Raw genomic sequence first — 22,163 nt, 5'->3', positions numbered from 1 at the left:
CCCGTCAGTGGGAGGGCCGGGTCCCGGCCGAGGCCAGGGTCTCGTTGACGGCGGTCACGAACTGGTTGAGGGTGCGGATCTCTGCGAGGGCGTCGTCGGAGAGTTCGGCGCCGAACTCTCGTTTGACCCGGCTCGCGGCCTCCATCAGGGCCAGCGAGTCATAGCCGAGGTACTCCAGTTCGACGTCGCCGACGTCCCCGCCCTCGGCGGCGACGGCTTCGTCCTCACCGGCGCATTCGCGCATGATGTCGATCAGTACAGGCAGCGTGAGCTCACTCACTGGTGTCCTTTCCTCGCCCGCGCAGTACGAGGGCGCTGTTGAATCCGTTGTGGCCGCGGGCCAGGACGAGCGCCGTGGTGCCGTGGAACGGCCTCGGCTCGCTCACCAGGTCGAGCGGATGTCCCGGGGTGACCCCGGGAGTCGGGGGGATGACGCCCTCGCTCAGGGCGAGCAGCGCGAGAACGACGTCGAGCGGCGCACCGCCGGAGTAGAGGCGGCCGATCAGGATCTTGGGTGCGGTGACCGGGACTCCGTACGGGCCGAAGAGCCGGACCAGCGTCTCGGCCTCGACGCGGTCGCCCTCGGCGGAGCCGTCGGCGTCGGCGAAGACGACGTCGATGTCGCCGGTGGTGAGCCCGGCGTCGGCGAGGGCGAGTTCGGCGGCGCGGCCGAGGTTGGCGGGGCGTCCGGAGTGCGGCGGCGGGTCGAAGGTGGCGCCGTAGCCGGCGATCTCACCGAGTACGGTCGCGCCGCGCGCCCGCGCGCGTGCCTCGTCCTCCAGGACGAGGATCGCGCCGCCCTCACCGGGCACGTGGCCGCTCGCGGCCGGATCGAAGGGCAGATAGGCGCGCTCGGGGTCGTCGCTGGTGGACAGCCGGCCACTGGCGATCCGGGCGGCCATGCCGTAGGGGCTCAGGGAGGATTCCATGCCGCCGGTGAGCACGGCCGTGGCGCCGCCGCGCAGGGCCCGTCGGGCCTGGGCGATGGCGTCGATGCCGCCGGCCTGTTCCGCGACGACGACCCCGGTCGGGCCGCGCAGATCGTGCTTGATGGAGATCTGGCCGGTGTTGACCGCGTAGAACCAGGCGAAGGACATGTAGGCGCTGACGTGGTCGGGGCCGCTGCCCCAGAGGTTCTGCAGTTCCCGCTGGCCGAAGTCGAAGCCGCCGGCCGCGGCCGCCGTGATGACGCCCAGGTCGGTCCGGTCCAGGTCGCTGGTGTCCAGGGCCGCGTCCGCCAGCGCCCAGTCCGCCGCGGCGAGCGCGAACCGGGTCATACGGTCGGTCTGCGGCAGGAGTCTGCTCGGCAGCCGGCCGGCGGCGTCGAAGTCGCGCACCTGGCCGGCCAGCCGGCTGGGGAAGGCGGTGGTGTCGTACCCGTCGATGGGCGTGATGGCGGGCCGGCCTTGCAGGGTCGCCGACCAGAACTCCTCCGTCCCGAGGCCGTTGGGGGCAACGACGCCGGTTCCGGTCACTACGGCCGTGGTCACGCGGCCCTCCTGTCCCTGTGGTTGAGCACCATGGCGCTCTGGAATCCGCCGAAGCCGCTGCCGACCGTGAGGACGGTGTCCAGCCGCCGCTCCCGGGCGGTCAGCGGCACGTAGTCCAGATCGAGTTCGGGGTCGGGCCGGTGCAGATTCGCGGTCGGCGGTACGACTCCGTGCTCCAGCGCCAGCGCGCAGGCGGCGATCTCGATCGCGCCGACCGCGCCGAGCGAGTGGCCGATCACGGACTTGATGGAGGAGACGGGCACGGCGTGCGCGTGGGCGCCCAGGCTGCGCTTGAAGGCGGCGGTCTCGTGCCGGTCGTTCTGCTGGGTGGCGGTGCCATGGGCGTTGATGTAGTCGACGGCGGTCGGATCGAGCCGGGCCCGGTCCAGCGCCGAGGTGATGGCTGTGGCCATCTCCCGCCCGTCGGAACGCAGCCCGGTCATGTGGTGGGCGTTGCCGTGCGAGGCGTATCCGGCGATCTCGGCGTAGACGTGGGCGCCGCGCGCCCGGGCACGTCCCAGCTCCTCCAGGACGAGGACCGCGGCGCCTTCACCGAGCACGAAGCCGTTACGGGTCCGGTCGAAGGGGCGGGAGGCGGAGGCGGCGTCGTCGTTGCGGGGCGAGGTGGCCTTGATCGCGTCGAAGCAGGCGACGGTGATCGGGGCGATGGGGGCATCGGCGCCCCCGGTGATCATGATGTCGGCGCTGCCCTCACCGATGAGTGCGCAGGCGTGGCCGATGGCGTCGATGCCAGAGGTGCAGCCCGCGGAGACGACGGAGTTGGGGCCTTCGGCCCCGGCGAACCAGGCCACCTCCGCCGACAGCGAGCTGGGCACGAAGTAGTCGTAGAGATGCGCGGAGGCCGCGGCCGGGTCGACGACCCACTCCCGGCCGCCGTCGCTGACGGCGAGGTACTCGCGCTCCAGCATCTGGGTGAGGCCGACGGCGTTGCCGATGCTGACCCCGGTCCTGTGCGCCTCCTCGGGGCCGATCCGCGGCTCGCTGTCGGCGAGCGCCTCCCGGGCGGCGATCATCAGCATCTGGGCGGCCCGGTCCAAGCGCTCCGTGTCCGCCTCGGTCAGTCCGCCGGCGAGCGGATCGAAATCGCACTCGGCGGCGATCCGGGAACGGAACGGGGCCGGGTCGAAGGCGGTGATCCCCCGGGTCGCCGGCCGGCCCGAGGTGATGCGCTCCCAGAACGCCTTCGTCCCGGTGCCTCCCGGCGCGACCACACCGATCCCGGTGACGGCGACGCGACGCTCCCCCATGACGACCCCCTGTCTCACCAGCGAAAGTGCTTACCGGCTTCGACGATGAGCCGCTCTGGTCGCAGGGGCGTCGAGGACGACTGGACGGTGAGCGGGGCGGCGTCGACCGGCCTGACGCCGAGCACAGCCGGCTGCACATCCGGTCGATCGCGGCTGGTCGCGGCGGCGGGGACGGGCGCGGGTCATCCCGGGCGCAGGAAGCGGCGCAGTCGGCCCAGCGGCCAGGTGTTGATGACGTCCTCACCGGTCAGCCAGCCGCGCTGGGCCATACCGACGCCGTAGCGCAGATACGGCAGATGAGTGGTGGAGTGGGCGTCGGAGTTCACCGCGAATTTCACCCCGTACGTCTTGGCACGCAGGATGTCGTCGTCCCGCAGATCGAGGCGCTCGGGGTGCGAGTTGATCTCCAGGGCGGTGCCGGTGCGGGCGCAGGCCTCGAAGACGGCGTCGAAGTCGGCGTCCAGGCCGGGGCGCTTGCCGATCCGGCGGGTGGTGGGGTGGCCGATGACCGAGACGTACGGGTTCTCGGCGGCGCGGACCAGTCGGCGGGTGAGGCGGTCACGGCTCTGGTTGAAGTGGGAGTGGACGGAGGCCACGCAGATGTCGAAGCCGGCGAGGAATTCGGCCGGCCAGTCGACCTCGCCGTCGGGTCCGATGTTCAGCTCGGTGCCGTGCAGCAGCCGCATCCCCCGGTGCGCGCGGTCGAGTTCGCGGACGCGGGCGCGCTGGGCGAGCATCTTCTCCTCGGTCATGCGCTGCATGGCGAGGTCGGGGGCGTGGTCCGTGACGGCGAAGTAGGCGTAGCCGCGCGCCGCGGCCGCCTCCACCATCGCCTCCAGCGAGGACAGTCCGTCGGTGAGGTCGGTGTGGGTGTGCAGATCGCCGCGCAGCGCCTCCTCCGTGACCAGGTCGGGCAGTTCGCCGCGCTCGGCGGCCGTGATCTCGCCCCGGTCCTCGCGCAAAGTGGGCGGGATCCAGGGCAGTCCGATCCGTTCGTAGATCGCCTCCTCGGTCTCTGAGGTGATCTTGCGGCCGCTCTTGGCGTGGAAGAGGCCGTACTCGGAGAGCTTCAGCTTTCTGCGGACGGCGATCTCGCGGGTGCGGATGTTGTGCGCCTTGGAGCCGGTGAAGTACTGCAGTCCGGCGCCCCAGGAGCCGGGCGGCAGGACCCGCAGGTCCACCTGGAGGCCCTTGGCGGTGCGGATGGAGGTCTTCTTCTCGCCGTGCGCGAGGGTCTCGGCGGCCTCCGGGAGCGCGACGAGCGCGGCCATGAAGGGGGCGGAGGCCTCGGCCGCCACCAGGATGTCGACGTCGCCGATGGTGTCGCGCATCCGGCGCAGCGATCCGGCGTAGGCGCAGCGTTCGCAGCCCGGGAGGGCGGAGAGCTCGCCGACGATCCGTTCGGCGACCTCCATCGCCGCGTCGACGAGGATCCGCCCGCCCGACGCGCGCAGCAGCTCGATGCCGTGGAGGATGTTCTGCTCGGTCTTCTCCCCGAATCCCTTGAGGTCGCGCAGGCGTTCGCCGTGGATGGCGTCGACGAGCGCGTCGACGGAGGAGATGCCGAGCTCCTGGTGGAGGAGCATCGCCTTGCGCGGGCCGAGCTGGGGGATGGCGATCAGCTCGCGGACGCCGGCGGGGATGTGTTCGCGCCGCTCCTCGACGGCCGAGACCTGGCCGGAGCTGAGGAACTCCACGATCTTCTCGGCGATGGAGCGGCCGACGCCGGGGATCTCCCGCAGCTCCTTGACGTCCAGGCCGGCGACGTCGGCCGGGTGCCCGCCGACCGCCCGGGCGGCCTTCTCGTACGCGCGTGCCTTGAAGGCGTCGCCGCCGCTGATCCTGACGAGGTCGGCGTACTCCTGCAGGAGCGCCTGGACCTCCGCGTTGGTCCGGGGCATGGTTCCAGGGTGCGCGCCGCGCCCCTCCGTCGCCACCACGCGGGCCGCCCCATGGGGCCACGCTGCGTGAACTATCTTGGGCTCGACGGGACACGAAGGAGGCACCCCGTGCCATCAGGGCAGCAGGCGCGCGCACAGGCCGCCGCGATCACGCCGGGCAGAGGCTCCGCCGAACCGACGGCGGCCCCCGCGGACCGGGTCCGGGCGCTGTTCGGCGGGCACCGGCTGTCCCCGGCCCAGCGGCGGATCGCCCAGTACATGATCGACCACCTCACCGAGGCCGCGTTCCTGTCGATCACGGATCTCGCCGAGCGGGTGGGGGTCAGTCAGCCGTCGGTGACGCGGTTCGCCACCTCGCTGGGTTTCAGCGGCTTCCCGGCGCTGCGGGAGGCGCTCCAGCCGATCGCGCTGAGCGCGGTGGCCGGCTCCCCCGACGTACGGGAGGACCGGCGCAACGAACTCCAGGCCGCGGTGGACGCCGAGATCGACAATCTGGAGTCGCTGCGCCGGGTGCTCGCCGACACCGACCAGGTCCTCGACGTGGGCCGGGAGCTCGCCCGGTCCGTGCCGCTGACCATCCTGGGCCTGCGGATCTCGGTCTCCCTGGCCGAGTACTTCGCGTACGCGGCCCGCCGGATCCACCCCGACGTACGGGTGGTGACCCGCGGCGGCAGCGTCTCCTACGACGCGCTGCTGCAGTCCCGGGAGGCGGGCGGGACCTGGGTGCTGGCCTTCGCGATGCCCCGGCACGCCCGCGAGACGCTGGCTGCGATCCGAGCCGCGCGGGGCGTCGGGCTGAAGGTCGCGCTCATCACCGACCTGGCGCTCGGGCAGCTGGTGGAGGAGGCCGACGTGGCGTTCACGGCGGGTACGGGGTCGCGGCTGGTCTTCGACTCGTACGCGGCGCCGCAGTTGCTGTCCGCCTCGCTGCTGCAGGCGATGGCGGACGCCGATCCGGAGCGGACGCAGCTGCGTCTGGAGGGGTACGAGCAGGCCGCCGAGCAGCACAATTTCTTCCTGGAGGACTGACACCGGGGCCCCTGGCACCCGGTCTTTTTCATGCCCCGCGTCGCATGAAATTTTTCATACCCTTGCTTACTCGACGGTATATATATTTACTGCTGGTGTGCGCCCGGGCCCCTGCCGACCCCTCCTCCTCATGTCGGCCCCTGGTGTTCCATCCGCGGCGGTCTTGGTCAACCCCTGGGCCGGGACCGCCGCACCCCCTCCCATCAGGTCATTCATCTTCAGGTCATCTTTCTGGAAGCGACAACGATGTCCCCGACCTACTCCCCCGTCAGCGCCGACTGGCCGTGCCAGGTCAGGACTCCCGGCAACCGCGACTGGGAACGCACGGCAGCCCGCTGGCTGCGTGATCTTCTGCCGGCCCGCTACGCCGGTTACTCCCCGCTCACCCGCCACCCGGTGCTGCTGGCGCGCCATGCGCAGCTTCAGATACAGCACGAGATACGCGCGGTGCGGGTGGCTCTGCAGACCTCTCGGGCGGAGCTGCCCACGCTCGGGGTGCCCGAGCCCACGATCGAGAACGCAATCCAGATGTACGCCGTCGAGCTGGAACAGCTGGGACGGCTGGCGCGCGGCGTCCGCCTCGTGACGGAGGCGCTGCTCGCGGCCGGTTCGGCCCGGGACGGCGGGCCGGTACGGGGCGGTGCCCGTCAGGCGGCGCTCACGCCGCGAGCCGCAGCTCCTGGCGCACCACGATCGCGTTGAGCCGGATCGCGTACGGGGCGATGTCGTCGGTCTTGAGGACACCGGCCCGGGCCTTGTCCAGGCCGACGGTGACGTCGACACAGAAGGCGATGGCGTACATGTGCTCCCCGGTCTCCTCGTCCTGGAGGGCGAAGAGCAGGTCGCGGTAGTAGCTGGTGCGGTCCTCGCCCTCGGCGTAGTACGAGAGCCCGCGCTCGCCCTCCTGTGCGGCGAGGCCGGTGAAAGCGCGCACGAGCTCCTGCTCGATGGTGCCCCAGAACGAGGCGGCGGCGAACGTCTCGGGCAGCGCCTGGCGGACGGCCTCCTTCAGGGACTCCACCATGACCTGGACCGGGGCGGTCTCCTGAAGACCCCAGCCCCGGACCATCTTCACGATCGTGCTGTCCGGGATGGCGGCGGCCGCCTCCCGGATGTGGCCGAAGTCGAAGTTGACGGTCGCCGGGGCGATCGCCTCCTGGAACGTCCGGTCGAGGCCCCGGGCCTGGTCGAGATGGGCCGGGCCCACCTCGATGACCGTCCTGAAGCTGGCAGCCATGACTCCTCCTGCGGGTGTCGCGGTGATCGGGAGGGGTCAGTATGCCCAGCCGCCTGGGCCCGGGGCGATCGTGTCTCAGATCAGTGCGCCCCGAACGCCGCCAGGATCCGTTCGGCGGCCAGCGTCGGGGTCAACTCACCCTCGCGGACCTGGCGTTCCAGCTCCGGGGCGAGGTCCCGTACCTCCGGGTGGGCCCGCAGCCGGCCGAGCAGCTCGTCGTGGACCATGGCCCAGGCCCAGTCGACCTGCTGGTCGCGGCGTTTGGCGGCGAGCCGGCCGCCCGCGTCCAGGAGCGTACGGTGCTGCTCCAGGCGGTCCCAGACGGTGTCGAGGCCGGTGGACTCGCGGGCGCTGCAGCTGAGCACCGGCGGGGTCCAGGCCGCGTCCGCGGGGTGCATGAGGCGCAGTGCGCCCGCCAGTTCGCGGGCGGCGCCGCGGGCGTCGCGCTCGTGCGGGCCGTCGGCCTTGTTGACGGCGATGACGTCGGCCAGTTCCAGGACGCCCTTCTTGATGCCCTGGAGCTGGTCGCCGGTGCGGGCGAGGGTGAGCAGCAGGAACGAGTCGACCATGCCGGCGACGGTGGTCTCCGACTGGCCGACGCCGACGGTCTCGACGAGGACGACGTCGTAGCCCGCCGCCTCCATCACCACCATGGATTCGCGGGTGGCCTTGGCCACCCCACCCAGGGTGCCCGCGCTCGGCGACGGCCGCACGAACGCGGCCGGGTCGACGGCGAGCCGCTCCATCCTGGTCTTGTCGCCCAGGATGGAGCCGCCGGTACGGGTGGAGGACGGGTCGACGGCGAGCACGGCGACCCGGTGGCCGAGGCCGGTGAGCATCGTCCCGAAGGCGTCGATGAAGGTCGACTTGCCGACCCCGGGCACCCCGCTGATGCCGATCCGCCGGGCGTTGCCGGTGTGCGGCAGCAGCTCGGTCAGCAGCCGCTGGGCGAGGACGCGATGGTCGGGGCGGGTGGACTCGACGAGGGTGATCGCGCGGGCGATCCACGCCCGTTTCCCGTCGAGCACCCCCTTCACACAGGTGTCCAGATCGATGCGCATGCGCGGCTACAGCTCGTCGTGGCCCAGTGTCGCGGCGAGCCGCGTCACCAGGTCGTGGGCCGCGTCCGGGATCACCGTGCCGGGCGGGAAGACCGCCGCGGCCCCCATCTCCAGGAGCGTGGGCACGTCCTGCGGCGGGATGACCCCGCCCACGACGATCATGATGTCGTCGCGGCCCTCCTCCGCGAGCTGCTCGCGCAGCGCGGGGACGAGGGTGAGATGGCCCGCCGCCAGCGACGAGACGCCCACGACGTGCACGTCCGCCTCGACGGCCTGCCGGGCCACCTCGGCCGGGGTCTGGAAGAGCGGGCCGACGTCGACGTCGAAGCCCAGGTCGGCGAAGGCGGTGGCGATGACCTTCTGGCCGCGGTCGTGGCCGTCCTGGCCCATCTTGGCGACGAGGATGCGCGGGCGGCGGCCCTCCGCCTCCTCGAAGCGCTCGACGAGGGAGCGGGTACGTTCCACGGAGGGGGATGCTCCTGCCTCGGTGCGGTACACACCGGAGATCGTACGGATCTGGCTCGCGTGGCGGCCGTACACCTTCTCCAGGGCGTCGGAGATCTCGCCGACGGTGGCCTTGGCGCGGGCGGCGTTCACCGCGAGGGCCAGCAGGTTGGACTCCAGGCCCGGGCCGGAGCCCCGGCCGGCGGCCTCGGTGAGCGCGCGCAGCGCGTCCTGGGTGGCGTTCTCGTCGCGCTCCTCGCGCAGCCGGCGCAGCTTGGCGATCTGCTGGGCGCGCACGGAGGAGTTGTCGACCTTGAGGACGTCGATCTGCTCGTCGCTCTCGACGCGGTACTTGTTGACGCCGATGACGGGCTGGCGGCCGGAGTCGATACGGGCCTGGGTGCGGGCGGCCGCCTCCTCGACGCGCATCTTGGGGATGCCGGCGTCGATGGCCTGGGCCATGCCGCCGGCCGCCTCGACCTCCTGGATGTGCTGCCAGGCGCGCCGCGCCAGGTCGTAGGTGAGCTTCTCGACGTAGGCGCTGCCGCCCCAGGGGTCGATGACCCGGCAGGTGCCCGACTCCTGCTGGAGCACCAGCTGGGTGTTGCGGGCGATCCGGGCGGAGAAGTCCGTCGGCAGGGCGAGCGCCTCGTCGAGGGCGTTGGTGTGCAGCGACTGGGTGTGGCCCTGGGTGGCGGCCATCGCCTCGACGCAGGTGCGGGTGACGTTGTTGAAGACGTCCTGGGCGGTCAGGGACCAGCCGGAGGTCTGCGAATGGGTGCGCAGGGAGAGCGACTTGGCGTTCTTCGGGTCGAACTGCTTGACCAGCCGGGCCCACAGCAGCCGGGCCGCGCGCATCTTGGCGATCTCCATGAAGAAGTTCATGCCGATGGCCCAGAAGAAGGAGAGCCGCGGCGCGAACGCGTCCACGTCGAGGCCCGCGTCCCGGCCCGCGCGCAGGTACTCCACACCGTCGGCCAGGGTGTACGCCAGCTCCAGGTCGGCGGTGGCCCCGGCCTCCTGGATGTGGTAGCCGGAGATGGAGATGGAGTTGTAGCGCGGCATCTTCTGCGAGGTATACGCGAAGATGTCGGAGATGATCCGCATCGAGGGCCGGGGCGGATAGATGTAGGTGTTGCGGACCATGAACTCCTTGAGGATGTCGTTCTGGATGGTCCCGGCCAGCTTCTCGGGCGGTACGCCCTGCTCCTCGGCGGCCACGATGTAGAGGGCGAGGACGGGCAGCACGGCGCCGTTCATCGTCATCGACACGGTCATCTTGTCCAGCGGGATGCCGTCGAAGAGCTGGCGCATGTCGTAGATGGAGTCGATGGCGACGCCCGCCATGCCGACGTCACCGGTGACGCGCGGGTGGTCGCTGTCGTAGCCGCGGTGGGTCGGCAGGTCGAAGGCGACCGACAGGCCCTTCTGTCCGGCGGCGAGGTTGCGTCGGTAGAAGGCGTTGGACTCCTCGGCGGTGGAGAAGCCGGCGTACTGCCGGATCGTCCACGGCTGGTTGACGTACATCGTCGGGTACGGGCCGCGGAGGTACGGCGCGACGCCCGGGTACGTACCGAGGAAGTCCAGGCCCTCCACGTCACGGCCGGTGTACAGCGGCTTGACGGCGATGCCTTCCGGGGTGTCCCAGACCAGGTCGTCGGCGCTGCTGCCGGTCGACTCCTTGACGGCCGTGCGCCACTGCTCCTCGGTGGTGTCGGCCGGCGTGCCGGAGTCCAGGGGGACTTCGGAGAAGTCCGGAATGTGCATCACGCCGCCACTCCCATGCGGTCCAGGACGGAGGACAGGACGCCGACGGCGTCGCAGCCCGCGAAGATGTATGCGTCGACGCCGGTGTGCTCGGCGGGCCGGCCCGCGAGGAACACCCACTTCGCGCCCGCCGACTTCAGCGCCTGGGCGACCTCGGCGGCCTGCTCCTCGTAGAGCGCGTCGCTGGAGCAGAGGCAGGCGATGGTGGCGCCGCTGGCGGCGAAGGCCTCGGCGGCGGTGGCCGCGTCCACGGAGACGGGGTCATGGACGGGCTCGACGCCGCCGGCCTGGAAGAGGTTGGCGGCGAAGGTGGCCCGGGCGGTGTGCGCCGAGGCCGGGCCGAGCGCGGCGAGGAAGACCTTGGGGCGGGCGCCGGTGGCGGCGAGGTGGGCGTCGGAGCGGCTGCGCAGCTCCTCGTACGCCTCGTCGCGGCGCACCCGCGGGAGTCCGCCGGCCGGCGGGAGCGGCGCGGGCTCGCGCTCGACGGGCTTCTCCGCCAGGTGCGGGAACTCGCTGACGCCGGTGATGGGTTCGCGCCGCTTGGCCAGCTTCTTCTTGCGCGCGTCCCAGGTGGCGGCGATCCGCTCGCCGAGGAGTCCGGAGCGCAGGGCCTGCTCCTGGCCGCCGGCGCGCTCCAGCTCCTGGAAGAACTCCCAGGCGGCGTGGGCGAGTTCGGTGGTGAGGCGCTCGACGTACCAGGAACCGCCGCCGGGGTCGGCGACCCGGCCGAGGTGCGACTCCTCAAGGAGGATGGAGGAGGTGTTGCGGGCGATGCGGCGGGCGAAGGCGTCCGGCAGGCCGAGCTCGTGGTCGAAGGGCAGCACGGTGACGGCGTCCGCGCCGCCGACCCCGGCGCCGAGGCAGGCGATGGTGGTGCGGAGCATGTTCACGTACGGGTCGCGGCGGGTCATCATGACCGGCGAGGTGACGGCGTGCTGGCGCTGCGCCCCCGCCCCGGGCACGCCGGACGCCTCGGCGATCCGGGCCCACAGGCGGCGCGCCGCCCGGAACTTGGCGATGGTGAGGAACTGGTCGGCCGTGGCCGCGTAGCGGAACTCCAGCTGCCGCAGGGCCGCTTCGACCGGCAGTCCGGCGTCGGTGAGGTGGCGCAGCGAGGCGACGGCGGTCGCGAGCGAGGCGCCGAGCTCCTGCGCGGCGGAGGCGCCGGCCTCGTGGTACGGCAGCGCGTCCACGGTCAGGGCCCGCAGCCCCGGGTACTGGTCGTGGCAGCGCCGGGCGAGCGCCGCGGTGTCCTGCCAGTCGACCGGATGTCCGGTGCGGGCGGCGAGGGCGAGCGGGTCGGCCCCGAGGTTGCCGCGGGCCGCGCCGGAGGCGACGCCCTGGGCCTCGTACAGCCGCAGCAACTCCTCGGCGGCGGCGGTCGTTTCGGCTCCGGCGTCGAGGACGACCGGCGCCAGGTCGAGGTAGACGCCGTCGAGGGACTGGGCGAGGCCGTCGACCGGCACGCCGAGCTCACCGACGGTCAGCCACAGCGAGGTGACCCCGTTCTCCAGGTCGCCGAGCACCGCTTCGTTGGTGCGGGCGGGCTCGGACCGGCCGTGCCGCTGCCGTACGTCCCAGCCGCCCACGGGGCGGCCGCCGCGTACGTACGGGGCGAAGCCCGGGTATCCGGTGTCCGCGACGGCGTCGCGCGGGGTGTAGAGGGGGCGGGCGACGAGTCCGTCGTCCAGCGCCGTCGTGAGCGCTTCCTCGGCCGCTTCGCCCGAGACGTCCTTGCCCGACTTGCGCAGCACACCTTCGACAAGGCGCTGCCACTGGTCATGGGTGGCGTCCGGGAACTCGGCGGCGAGCGAAAGCCCGTCATCGGGGAGAACCGTCATGCGGGGGATGCTAGGCCAGCGGCACGGATGAGCAGCAGGGGCTACAGCTGTGACGTTGCCCTCGCCAGACCCCACCCGTACGACCCCCCTGACCTCCGCTCACGGGTGGGGAGGGGCCCTTCCCACTCCCAGGTCATGTAGTAGGCGTGCTACGGTTTTGATAGTAGACCTGCTACGAGAAAGACAACTGCTTTGATCGTTATGGACGAACTCGCGGGCGCGCGCGGGCGCACCGCAGGAGTCCGCGTGGCACCCCCCGGGGCCCGCGGCCCGCGCATGCGATACGGATCACAGGGCGGGCGCGATGAGTGACACCGTCCACAACAGAATCGCCATGCTCCGCGCGGAACGGGGCATCTCGCGCCGGCAGCTCTCCGAGGCCCTGGGCATCCACTATCAGACGGTGGGTTACCTGGAGCGGGGCGAGTACAGCCCGAGCCTGTATCTCGCCCTGCGGATCGCGCAGTACTTCGACGTGCCGGTCGAGGTGGCCTTCTCGACCGAGCCGTTCCCCCGGCTCGGAAGCGGTGAGCGCTCAGGGTGACGTACCGCTCGGAGTGAAGCCGGCACACCTTGACACTGCCGCGCCCCGAAATTACCTTCACCATAGAGATACTTAATGATGGAGGAGCCTTGAACGCGCCGGCACAGACAGAAACCCCTTCCCGGACACGGTGGTTAGGCCTCATCGCCTTGTCCCTGGGCGTGGCCCTGATCGTCGTGGACCTCACGATCGTCAATGTGATCCTCGCGCCGATCATCGAGGACCTCGCGATCGACTCCGTCGAGGCCCAGTGGATCCAGGAGTCCTACGCGATCGTCTTCGCGGCGCTGCTCCTGTTCACCGGACGCCTCGCCGACCTGCACGGCGCCCGCAAGATCTTCCTGATCGGTCTGGTCGTCTTCGGTGTGACGAGCCTGGTGGCCGCGATCGCGCCGAGCGGCGGTCTGCTGATCCTGGCGCGGTTCGTGCAGGGCGTCGGCGGCGCCATGATCCTGCCGACCTCGCTGGCCCTGGTGAACGCGACCTTCACCGGCAAGGCCCGCGGGCAGGCCTTCGCCATCTGGGGTTCGACGATCGGTGCCGCGGCGGCCGTCGGTCCGCTGCTCGGCGGCTGGCTCGCCGACTTCTCGTGGCGCTGGGCCTTCGGCATCAACATCCCGCTGGTGATCGTGATCATGGCGGGCGTCCTGATCTATCTCGACGCGTCGCCGCGCACCCAGGGACGGATCGACATCGTCGGCGGCATCATGTCCGCGATCGGTCTCGGCTTCCTGGCGTTCGGGCTGATCGAGGGGCGCAGCTACGGCTGGATCGTCACCATCGAGCCGCTGAAGATCAGCGGGTTCACGTGGAGCGGCGGCCCCTCTCCGGTCCTCGTCTCGTTCGTCATCTCCGCTCTGGTGCTCATCGCCTTCTGGCGCCGGCAGGCGGCGCTCGGCCGTAAGAACGCCGAACCGCTGGTGGATGTGCGGCTCTTCTCGATCCCGTCCTTCCGCAACGGCAACGTGGTGACCGTGATCGTCGGCCTCGGCGAGTTCGGCATCATCGCGGTGCTGCCGCTGTGGCTCCAGTTCGCCCTGGACTACAGCGCCTTCCAGGCAGGTCTCGCGCTCGTCGCGCTCGCCGTGGGCAGCTTCTGCGCGACCGGCGCCAGCTTCAACATGGCCGCCTCCGCGCTGGCTCAGGTACGGATCGGTCTGCTCCTGGAGGCCGTCGGCCTGGTGCTCCTCGGGCTCATCGCCGCCACCGACAGCGCCTGGTGGCTGATCGCGATCGCGCTGTTCATCTACGGCATCGGTGTCGGCTTCGCAACCGCGCAGGTCACCAATGTCGTCCTGGTGGACGTGCCGGTCGAGAGCGCCGGACAGGGGTCCGGCATCCAGAGCGCGGCCCGCGAGCTGGGTTCCGCGCTGGGTATCGCCGTCCTCACCACGTTGTTCTTCAGCTCGCTCACCTCCAACCTGAAGGACCGCCTCACCGAGGCGGGACTCCCGGGCAAGGACGCCGAGGAGCTGAGCGGAGTAGTGACGGAGAGCGCCGGATCCGTGATCCCGTCCCTGGCGGCCGATCCGAAGAGCGCGTCGGCGGCGGACGCCGCCCGGGAGGCGATGTCCCTCGGTCTGGAGCTCTCCAGCTACGTCTGCGCCGGCCTGCTGGTGCTGGCCCTCGTGGCCACGGCGGCCATCAGGGTCCGGCGGTGATGCTCCCTCATGACGTTGCCTCCATGACGTTGCCTCGCCGCGTAATATCCCCGAGGACATATGAGCGAGATACGCGGGGGTCAGGTCGATGGCTGACGAAGAGCTGGCGCGGGTGTCGGCGCAGAGCGTCCGAATCGTGAACGAGCTGCGTTCCTGGGGTGCCAACTACACGGAATTCACCCGACGTTTCGCCAACCATCTCGGACTGCATTCCACGGACGCCGCCGCGCTGGTGGAAATCCTCTACGCGGAGGACCAGAACGCGCCGCTCTCGCTGGCCCGCCTCAGCGAGCGCGTGTCGCTGACGTCGGGCGCGACGACCGCTCTGGTGGACCGGCTCGAAAAGGCCGGACACATCGTCCGTACGCGCGGCGAACACCCCGACCGGCGAGTCGTGACCCTGCGCAGCAGCCCGGCGATCGCAAAGCCGGCCTCCGAATTCTTCCAGCCCTTCTCGGACCGGCTCACGGCGATGATGGCGCAGTATCCGCCGGAACTCATCGAGCAGTTCGAGGAATTCCTCACGGACATGCGCTCCACACTCACCTCACTGCTCGGCGACGAGTACCGCGAGACCCGGGGCCGAGAGCGGGCGTGACGACGATCAGACGCTGATGTGCAGGATGCAGATGTCGTCCCGGCGCGTGTCCGGGCGTACGAGCGCGTCCAGGATGCCGTCCAGGGGCCGCACGCTGCCGCTGCACGCCGCGGCCGTACGGGCCAGTCGGGCAAGGCCGTCGTCGAGCTCCTCGCTCGGAGCCTCGACCAGACCGTCCGTGTAGAACAGCAGGTGGTCGCCGGGCAGCAGGCGGATGGTGGACGAGTCGTAGCGCGGAGCGGTCGTGGCGCCCAGGAGGACACCGTGCGGCGACGCCAGGTAGCGGGCCTCGCCCTGGCGAAGGAGCAGGGGCGGCAGGTGGCCGGCCCGCACCCAGGTGAGCAGTCCCGCGTCCGGCTCGTACCGCGCCATGATCATGGTGGCCGTGCTGAAGCCCCGGTCGGAGCTGTGCCACAGAAGCGTGTTGAGCCGGCTGAGGATCGCGGCGAGAGGGGTGCCCGTGACGGCCATGCCCTTGGCGGTGAAGCGCAGTTGGGCCATGGTGGCGACGGCGTCGAGGCCGTGGCCCGCCACGTCGCCGACGACGAGCAGTGCGCTGCCGTCAGGCAGTTCGATGGCGCTGTACCAGTCGCCTCCGACGTTGAGCCCCTCCTGGAGGGGCTGATACGCGACGTCGACGGTGAGGCCGGCCAGTCGCAGGGACTGCTGGGGCAGCGGCAGCAAAGCGTCCTGGAGCCGGGCGGCGAGGCTGCGCTCGGCCGCCAGCATGCCCTGCTGGGCCAGGGCGGCCCGCTCGTGCTGGAGCAGCTGCTCCTCGGCCCGTTTCGCGGCGGTGAGGTTCTGGAAGAAGCCGTACACCTCGACCGGGTCCCCGCGTACGTCCGTCTCGGCCTCCGCGACGATCCGGACGTACCGGACCTCCTCGCCAGGCGTGAGGATGCGGAAGGTGTGATCGATCGGCTTGCCGCGCCCGAGGAGGCGCCGCACGGCCCTGCTCAGGGCCGGAAAGTCCTCGGTGACGGCATGCCGGGGCAGCTCCTCCAATGGCGTCGGGCCGAGCGAGGGGGCCCTGCCGAAAATGCTGTAGACCTGCTCGGACCAGGTGGTGGTGGCGCGGACCAGGTCCCAGTCCGCCCAGCCCATGTTCCCCAGGCGCTGCATCACCGCCAGGCGGCGCTGCTCCCGCTCCCCGTTGTCCAGTCGGACCCAGGAGACGATCAGCCCTCCTTGGCACGGCGCCGCCCGGACGGCGAACCGGGACAGCCGGGGAATGCCGCCGAGGGCCTCCTCGTACTCGAACGGCTCGCCTTCGTAGCGGGTGCCGGTCGCCAGCGCTCCGAGGTACCCGTCCCACAGCACGGTGCCCCGCACGGTGGGATACGTCTCCAGGAGGCTGAGCCCCACCAGTTCCTTGCCCCTGCGGCCGGCTACGTCCAGCGCGTCGGGGGAGGCCGCCGTGATCCGGAAGTCCTGGATGTCGCCGTTCGCCCCGGGCGACGGCACGAGGAAGATCACCGAGCCGGCCAGGCCGTCCAGCAGCTCCTGCACCGCGGACACCGGCAGGGCGGGGGCCCGCTCGTCTTGGGCCGTGCGCTGTCGACGGGGTACGTAGCGGCTCGACGCGAGGACGGCGTCACGGGTCGCGCCGGAGGCCGCGGCGGCTCCACCGAGGCTGCCGGTACTCGACTCAGGCACGTCCGCCTCATCGCGGTTACCCGTCATAGGACGAGCATGCCACGGATGGGCACAGCTGCCCCCGGCGCGGGAGGCTGGGCAGTAGGGAGTACCCGCTCAGCGTTCCGTTCGGCAGGTCGAAGGGTGGTAGCCATGGACGCACCGGTGCCGGGTGTGGGCGAGGCGCCCGAGGACCCGTTCGCGCTGCACAGCTCGGCCTCGGCGGTACTGGACGACCACGGCAGGATCGTCGGCTGGAGCGAGCGCGCGCGGCAGCACCTCGGCTACCCGCCCGAGGAGGTGCTGGGCCGGGCGGCGGTCGAATTCCTGGTCGGCGCCGGCGACCGCGAGGCGGTCCTGGACGCGGTGGCCGCGTGCGAGCGCGACGGCGGCTGGTCCGGGGTCCTGCCTGTCCTGCACCGCAGCGGGCGACGGGTGGAGCTGGGATTCCGCGCCCGCTCAGTCATCCGCACCGGCTCGGCCCGCGAGTGGTTCCTCGTCGCCGCCCCGGCAGAGGAGGTGCTCCAGTGGGAGACGGACCGTTCGGTCCTGGACGGTCTGTTCCGGCGCTCCCCGATCGGACTGTCCGTCCACGCCCCCGACCTGAGCGTCCTGCGGGTCAACCGGGCGCTGGCCCGGTTCGCGCAACTTCCGGCGGCGGAGGTCCGGGGCCGGCGCACCGGCGACTTCCTGATCGGTCCGGACGTGGAGACCATCGAGACCCGGCTGCGCCGGGTACTGGAGACGGGCGAACCCCTGATCTTCACCGAGCAGACCTGTCGCCTGAGGAGCGACCCCGGCCACGAGCGGGTGGTGTCGGTGTCGGCGTTCCGGATGGAGGACCCCTCCCGCGGGATCCTCGGAGTCACCCAATTGGTGGAGGACGTCACCGATCGCCACCGGGCCCGGCGACGGCTCGCCCTGCTCAACCGCGCGAGCGCCCGCATCGGGACCACACTGGATCTCGACCGGACCGCCTGGGAGCTGGCCGACGTCGCGGTCCCCGACCTCGCCGACGCCGTCTCGGTGGATCTGCTGGAGCCGGTGGCCCGCGGCGAGGAGACCGCCGAGGAGACGATCGGACCGGTCCGCAGGATGGCCGTCCACTCGGTCGTGGCGGAGGCGCTGCGGGTGATGTATCCCGCCGGAGAGGTCTTCCGCTTCGACCCTCGTACCCCACAGGCCAGGTGCCTCGCCGAGCGGCAGCCCATCCTCGAATCAGTGCTTCAAAGCAGCCCCGGCTGGTACTTCCAGGAGCCGGAGCGCGCACGGCGCGCACTCGGCCTGGGCGCTCACTCGCTGATCGTCGTACCGCTGACCGCCCGCGGTGTGCTCCTCGGCCTGCTCAGCCTGTGGCGGGCCAGGTGGCCCCAGCCCTTCGAGGAGGACGACCTCACGCTCGCGGAGGAGTTCGCCGCGCGCGCCGCCCTCTGCATCGACAACGCCCGCCGCTACACCCAGCAGCACCAGGCGGCGCTGACATTGCAGCGCAGCCTGCTGCCGCGGGAGCTGCCCGAGCACAGTGCGGTCGAGGTCGCGTACCGCTATCTGCCGGCCGATCCCGCCACCGGCGTCGGCGGCGACTGGTTCGATGTCATCCCCCTCTCCGGAGCCCGCGTCGCCCTCGTGGTCGGCGATGTCGTGGGCCATGGCCTGCACGCCGCGGCCACCATGGGCCGCCTGCGCACAGCCGTACACACCCTGGCCGGCCTGGACTACGCGCCGGAGGAGGTCCTCTCCCACCTGGACGACCTGGTCAACCGTCTGGCCGCTGAGCAGGAGCCGGCCGAAGGAGGCTCGCAGGGCCGGCAGATCGTCGGCGCGACCTGCCTCTACGCGGTCTACGATCCGACTTCCCGGCGCTGCACCCTGGCCCGCGCGGGCCACGTGCCCCCCGCCCTCGTGACCGCCGACGGCGAGGTGAGCCTGCCGGACCTTCCCGAGGGGCCGCCGCTGGGCCTGGGCGGACTCCCGTTCGAGTCCGCCGAACTGGAACTCGCCGAGGGAAGCCTGCTGGCGCTGTACACGGACGGCCTCGTCGAGGCCCGTGGCCACGACCTCGACGAGGGTCTTGAGCGGCTGCGGGAAGCCCTGTCCCGGCCCGGCCGGTCACTGGAGGAGACCTGTACGGCGGTGCAGGAGGCCCTGCTGCCCGAGCACCCACACGACGACGTCGCACTGCTCCTTGCCCGCACCCGCGTGCTGGCGCCGGAGCGGGTCGCCTCCTGGGAACTGCCCGCGGAGCCGACGGCCGCCGCCCGGGCACGGGACCTGACGAGGGCCACGCTGACCGACTGGGGCCTGGGAGAGCTGGCCTTCACCGCCGAACTGGTCGTCAGTGAACTGGTCACCAACGCCTACCGGTACGGGGGCGGCTCGCCGGCGACCCTGCGGCTCATCCGCGACCGCAGCCTGATCTGCGAGGTCTCCGACAGCAGCAGCACCGCTCCGCATCTACGGCGGGCGCGCACCACCGATGAGGGCGGGCGCGGTCTCTTCCTGGTGGCCCAGCTCACCGATCGGTGGGGCACCCGCTACAGCCGGGACGGCAAGACCGTCTGGACGGAGCTTCCTTCGGCCACAGCGGCGGAGGGGCACTCGGCGGCTGGGGCGAGCCCGGTCGGCCGCTGATCGCGAAAAGCGGCCGCGTGGACCCGGCTTTCGCATGCGCCGGGGTTCACGGAGGTCCGTGGTCATCGCTTCGCCGCTACGGCGTCGAGGGAGGCCAGGAAGTTCCGCTGGTCGGCCAGGAAGCCCTCGGCGAACAGGGCCCGCGGCACGCACAGCGCGGTCAGGGTGAGACGGACCGACGAGTTCTCGACGTCGTGCTTGACCAGGCCGTGGGTGGCGTCGGGGTAGCGGGCGACGCGCAGTGCCGGTCCCGGGAGCAGGCGGCGGTAGGCGGCCTCCGTATCGGCGGTGTCCACGTTCACGTCGTGCCCGGCGAGCACCAGCAGGACGCGCAGCCCGCGCAGCGCGGGCAGGTCGCCGCTCGCGTCGGCGGTGTGGTTCATGGAGACGAACCGCCACCGGGCGGCTGTCATGCCCCGGGCGTCGCCGCCCATGGCCCGCACGTACTCCTCGTACGGGGCGCCGCGCCCGAGCAGCTCCAGGCCGGTCTCCCGGCGGCGCAGCGCCGCGGCGACTTCGGCCCCTGAGGCGCCGTCACGGCGCAGCTCCTGGAGGAGGTGGTAACGGCCCTGCTGATGCCAGTTGACGGCCGGTGAGACGGCGATCGCGAACCGCACTCCGCGGTCCTTGGCCGCGATCTTGGGCAGCACCCAGCCTGCCTGGCTGGCGCCCCACAGCCCGATCCGCCGCCCGTCGATGTCCGGCCGCTGACGGGCCCACGCGATGGCATCGACGGCCTCCGCGGCCCGGTCGTCCATGGTCTGGTCGAGCCAGTCGCCCGGCGAGCCGCCCACACCCGGCTTGTTCCAGGACAGCGAGGCGTATCCCGCGCGGGCGAAGGACTCCCAGATCGGCCGGTAGAAGGTGTCGTGCGTGGCGTCGACGGGCCCGTCCCCGTGCACGAAAACCACCAGCGGGAAGGGTCCCTTCCCCTGCTCGGGCAGGGCGAGTACACCGTCCAGGGTCCGGCCGCCGTGCCGGACCGTCACCGCCTCCTCGCGCAGGTCGTAGGTGTTCTGCCAGACCACAAGCCCGCCGAGGCCGGCCGCCAGGACCGCCATCGCGGCCAGCGTCCCGAGCACGGCCCGCACCACCCTCCGGCCACGCCCCGTTCTCGTGCGTATCGCGCCCATCGGCATCCAACCCCCAAGGAACTATCATTTCTGAAACGCTCGTTTCTCATCCGACCGTACTATGCTTGTCCACACAACACGAGGAGCCATCGTGAACGCAGGAGTCGTCATCCAGCACGGCGTACCGCACGGAGCCGAGGCGCGGGTCGCCGAGCTGTACTGGGAGGCCTTCGGCCGCAAACTCGGTACCGCCCTCAACCCGCCCGAGCGCGGGCGCGCCTTCATCGCCCGCCACCTCCACCACGACCGCGCCGCCGTCGCCCTCGCGCCCGGCGGCGACCGCGTCGTGGGCGTGGCCGGCTACCAGCTCGGCGGACGCGGCCTGACCGGCGGTGGTGTGCGCGACATGCTCGCCGCCTACGGACTGTTCCGCGCCCTGCCCCGGCTCGCCGTGCTGGCGCTGCTCGAGCGCACTCCGCGGCCGGGGGAACTCGTCATGGACGGCATCGCCGTCGACCCCGCCCACCGGGGTTCGGGCATCGGGAGCCTGCTGCTGACGGAGATCGCGGCCGTCGCCGCCGAACACGGCTGTTCCCGGGTCCGCCTGGACGTCATCGACGTCAACCCGCGCGCCCGCGCCCTGTACGAGCGGCACGGCTTCAGCGCCGTACGCACCGAGCAGACCCCGTACCTCCGGGGCCTGATGGGCTTCGGCGCGGTGACTACGATGCATCGCGCCGTCCCGGCCCGCCCGGGAGACGACGTATCCGGCGCCGCCGAGGAGCAGCGATGACGACCAGCAGGCCTGCGGCGGAGCCCGCCGCGCCCGAGATCGGCACCCGGACCCTGGTGTTCGCCCTCGTCCGTGAAGACGGCACCGTCGACGCCGGCGAGTTGTACGCCGTCGCCGAGGCCCTCGGCATGACCGACCAGCAGGTCCGGCTCTGCGTCAAACGGCTGGTCGCGGAGGGCCGGTTCACCCAGGAGGGGCGGGGCCGCAAGGCCCGGCTGCACGCCACCGCCGACGCCACCGGCGCCATCGCACCGGACGTGGAGTACGTCCGCCACGCCTACCGGCAGGACCAGGGACTCGCTCCCTGGGACGGCACGTGGCACGTGTTCGCCTTCGCCATCCCCGAGACCGCCCGGCAGGCCCGTGACGCCTTGCGCGACACGCTGCTCCACCTCGGCGCCGCGCCCCTCCAGGGCGGGCTCTACGTCAGCGCCAACGCGATCGGCGACATCGTCGAGGCCCACGCCCGCCACCTCGGCGTCCTGCCCTCCCTCACCCGCCTGACCAGCCGGGACCTACGGGTCGGGGACGAGGACGACCCGGCCCGGCTGGCCGCCCTGCTGTGGCCGCTCGGGGCGGTCGCGGAACGCCACGAGGCACTCGCCGCCCTCGCCGCGGCCCGGCTGTCCCAGCTGTCCGCACCGGCCCGGCCCACCGCAACCGAGCGGCTGACGTACGCGATCGAACTGGCGACGGCCTTCACCACCGCCATGGAACCCGACCCCCTGCTCCCCCTCGAACTACTCCCCCACCCCTGGCCCGGCACCCGCGCCCGCACCCTGGCCGCTCACTGCTGGCAGACCCTCACCGACGAGAACACCCAGCCCCCTGTCCGCCTGAGGCTGTTCCGCCTCTACGCCGACGCCCTCACCGCCACAGCGCCCGCGGACTCCCCGGCAGGGGCTCCCCCGGAGCCGGGCCGGAACTGACACACATAGACATCCTGGGGGCCGCTGACCGTGCGGCGCCGGTCTTTCCACGCCGTGGTCAGCGGCTCGACCAACCGCCCCTGCCCATCGGCACGTCGCCCGGGCATGGCTTGCGTTCAACACCCAAACGCTCACGGACCGCCCTCTTGACCTCCGCCCGCATGAACACCGGCCTGCCCTGGCACCGGCCTTCACCCTTTGCACGACCGAAGTTGACGGGTTCTCACCGGCCGTAGCAGGGCCAATTCGGCTCGTAGTAAT

At 71.8% G+C, this 22,163-nt stretch carries 18 protein-coding genes; 8 read left to right on the top strand and 10 right to left on the bottom strand.

Features of this window, described 5'->3' with window-relative positions; all coding sequences use genetic code 11:
• Positions 1-4: 4 nt before the first annotated feature.
• The 4 genes from ACZ7LT_RS11365 to polX form a co-directional block, all read right to left on the bottom strand.
• Positions 5-280, bottom strand: a complete 276-nt coding sequence (locus ACZ7LT_RS11365) for an acyl carrier protein (protein ID WP_471235775.1) — start codon at positions 278-280, stop codon at positions 5-7.
• Complete coding sequence (locus tag ACZ7LT_RS11360) at positions 273-1,490, bottom strand: ketosynthase chain-length factor (RefSeq protein WP_471235774.1); 1,218 nt, start codon at positions 1,488-1,490, stop codon at positions 273-275. Before ACZ7LT_RS11360 ends, ACZ7LT_RS11365 begins: the two co-directional genes overlap by 8 nt.
• Positions 1,487-2,758 carry a beta-ketoacyl-[acyl-carrier-protein] synthase family protein gene (locus tag ACZ7LT_RS11355; RefSeq protein WP_471235773.1) on the bottom strand — a complete coding sequence of 424 codons (1,272 nt, stop codon included), beginning with the start codon at positions 2,756-2,758 and terminating at the stop codon, positions 1,487-1,489. The genes ACZ7LT_RS11360 and ACZ7LT_RS11355 overlap by 4 nt, the downstream gene beginning before the upstream one ends.
• Before the next feature lie 182 nt (positions 2,759-2,940).
• Positions 2,941-4,659, bottom strand: coding sequence for a DNA polymerase/3'-5' exonuclease PolX (polX, locus tag ACZ7LT_RS11350; protein ID WP_471235772.1), 1,719 nt, complete (start codon positions 4,657-4,659; stop codon positions 2,941-2,943).
• Between the two features lie 108 nt (positions 4,660-4,767).
• Here polX and ACZ7LT_RS11345 point away from each other — a divergent pair, with 108 nt between their 5' ends.
• Together ACZ7LT_RS11345 and ACZ7LT_RS11340 are read left to right on the top strand one after the other, a co-directional pair.
• Positions 4,768-5,688: a MurR/RpiR family transcriptional regulator gene (locus ACZ7LT_RS11345; RefSeq protein WP_471235771.1), complete on the top strand. Its 921-nt coding sequence runs from the start codon at positions 4,768-4,770 to the stop codon at positions 5,686-5,688.
• A gap of 246 nt (positions 5,689-5,934) precedes the next feature.
• On the top strand, positions 5,935-6,390 hold the full coding sequence (locus ACZ7LT_RS11340; protein ID WP_471235770.1) for a hypothetical protein: 456 nt from the start codon (positions 5,935-5,937) through the stop codon (positions 6,388-6,390).
• Here ACZ7LT_RS11340 and ACZ7LT_RS11335 read toward each other — a convergent pair.
• The 4 genes from ACZ7LT_RS11335 to mutA form a co-directional block, all read right to left on the bottom strand.
• A complete protein-coding gene (locus tag ACZ7LT_RS11335) occupies positions 6,347-6,925 on the bottom strand; it encodes a Type-2Aa cytolytic delta-endotoxin (RefSeq protein ID WP_471235769.1) in 579 nt (192 codons plus the stop codon). The two genes, ACZ7LT_RS11340 and ACZ7LT_RS11335, sit on opposite strands and share 44 nt — an antisense overlap.
• A gap of 80 nt (positions 6,926-7,005) precedes the next feature.
• Positions 7,006-7,986 (bottom strand): methylmalonyl Co-A mutase-associated GTPase MeaB, encoded by a 981-nt coding sequence (gene meaB, locus ACZ7LT_RS11330; RefSeq protein WP_471235768.1) that lies wholly within the window; start codon positions 7,984-7,986, stop codon positions 7,006-7,008.
• A 6-nt stretch (positions 7,987-7,992) separates the two neighbouring features.
• Positions 7,993-10,197 carry a methylmalonyl-CoA mutase gene (scpA, locus tag ACZ7LT_RS11325; protein ID WP_471236327.1) on the bottom strand — a complete coding sequence of 735 codons (2,205 nt, stop codon included), beginning with the start codon at positions 10,195-10,197 and terminating at the stop codon, positions 7,993-7,995.
• Positions 10,197-12,038: a methylmalonyl-CoA mutase small subunit gene (gene mutA, locus ACZ7LT_RS11320; protein ID WP_471235767.1), complete on the bottom strand. Its 1,842-nt coding sequence runs from the start codon at positions 12,036-12,038 to the stop codon at positions 10,197-10,199. The genes scpA and mutA overlap by 1 nt, the downstream gene beginning before the upstream one ends.
• 304 nt (positions 12,039-12,342) lie before the next feature.
• Here mutA and ACZ7LT_RS11315 point away from each other — a divergent pair, with 304 nt between their 5' ends.
• The 3 genes from ACZ7LT_RS11315 (at position 12,343) to ACZ7LT_RS11305 (ending at position 14,841) form a co-directional block, all read left to right on the top strand.
• Positions 12,343-12,582 carry a helix-turn-helix transcriptional regulator gene (locus ACZ7LT_RS11315; protein ID WP_471235766.1) on the top strand — a complete coding sequence of 80 codons (240 nt, stop codon included), beginning with the start codon at positions 12,343-12,345 and terminating at the stop codon, positions 12,580-12,582.
• Positions 12,583-12,731: 149 nt separating this feature from the next.
• Positions 12,732-14,243 (top strand): DHA2 family efflux MFS transporter permease subunit, encoded by a 1,512-nt coding sequence (locus ACZ7LT_RS11310; protein ID WP_471235765.1) that lies wholly within the window; start codon positions 12,732-12,734, stop codon positions 14,241-14,243.
• 88 nt (positions 14,244-14,331) lie between these two features.
• Complete coding sequence (locus ACZ7LT_RS11305) at positions 14,332-14,841, top strand: MarR family winged helix-turn-helix transcriptional regulator (protein ID WP_471235764.1); 510 nt, start codon at positions 14,332-14,334, stop codon at positions 14,839-14,841.
• Positions 14,842-14,847: 6 nt separating this feature from the next.
• Here the strand turns inward: ACZ7LT_RS11305 and ACZ7LT_RS11300 are convergent, their stop codons facing one another.
• Positions 14,848-16,497, bottom strand: a complete 1,650-nt coding sequence (locus tag ACZ7LT_RS11300) for a PP2C family protein-serine/threonine phosphatase (protein WP_471235763.1) — start codon at positions 16,495-16,497, stop codon at positions 14,848-14,850.
• Positions 16,498-16,629: 132 nt separating this feature from the next.
• Here ACZ7LT_RS11300 and ACZ7LT_RS11295 point away from each other — a divergent pair, with 132 nt between their 5' ends.
• Complete coding sequence (locus tag ACZ7LT_RS11295) at positions 16,630-19,107, top strand: SpoIIE family protein phosphatase (protein WP_471235762.1); 2,478 nt, start codon at positions 16,630-16,632, stop codon at positions 19,105-19,107.
• A 62-nt stretch (positions 19,108-19,169) separates the two neighbouring features.
• Here ACZ7LT_RS11295 and ACZ7LT_RS11290 read toward each other — a convergent pair whose 3' ends face one another.
• Positions 19,170-20,189 carry an alpha/beta hydrolase family protein gene (locus ACZ7LT_RS11290; RefSeq protein ID WP_471235761.1) on the bottom strand — a complete coding sequence of 340 codons (1,020 nt, stop codon included), beginning with the start codon at positions 20,187-20,189 and terminating at the stop codon, positions 19,170-19,172.
• 142 nt (positions 20,190-20,331) lie between these two features.
• Here ACZ7LT_RS11290 and ACZ7LT_RS11285 point away from each other — a divergent pair, with 142 nt between their 5' ends.
• A complete protein-coding gene (locus ACZ7LT_RS11285) occupies positions 20,332-20,973 on the top strand; it encodes a GNAT family N-acetyltransferase (protein ID WP_471235760.1) in 642 nt (213 codons plus the stop codon).
• Positions 20,970-21,902: a PaaX family transcriptional regulator C-terminal domain-containing protein gene (locus ACZ7LT_RS11280; protein ID WP_471235759.1), complete on the top strand. Its 933-nt coding sequence runs from the start codon at positions 20,970-20,972 to the stop codon at positions 21,900-21,902. Before ACZ7LT_RS11285 ends, ACZ7LT_RS11280 begins: the two co-directional genes overlap by 4 nt.
• Positions 21,903-22,163 lie beyond the last annotated feature (261 nt).

This window comes from Streptomyces sp. NPDC039465 (assembly GCF_055639315.1).
This window is presented reverse-complemented; position numbering and strand designations above follow the sequence as displayed.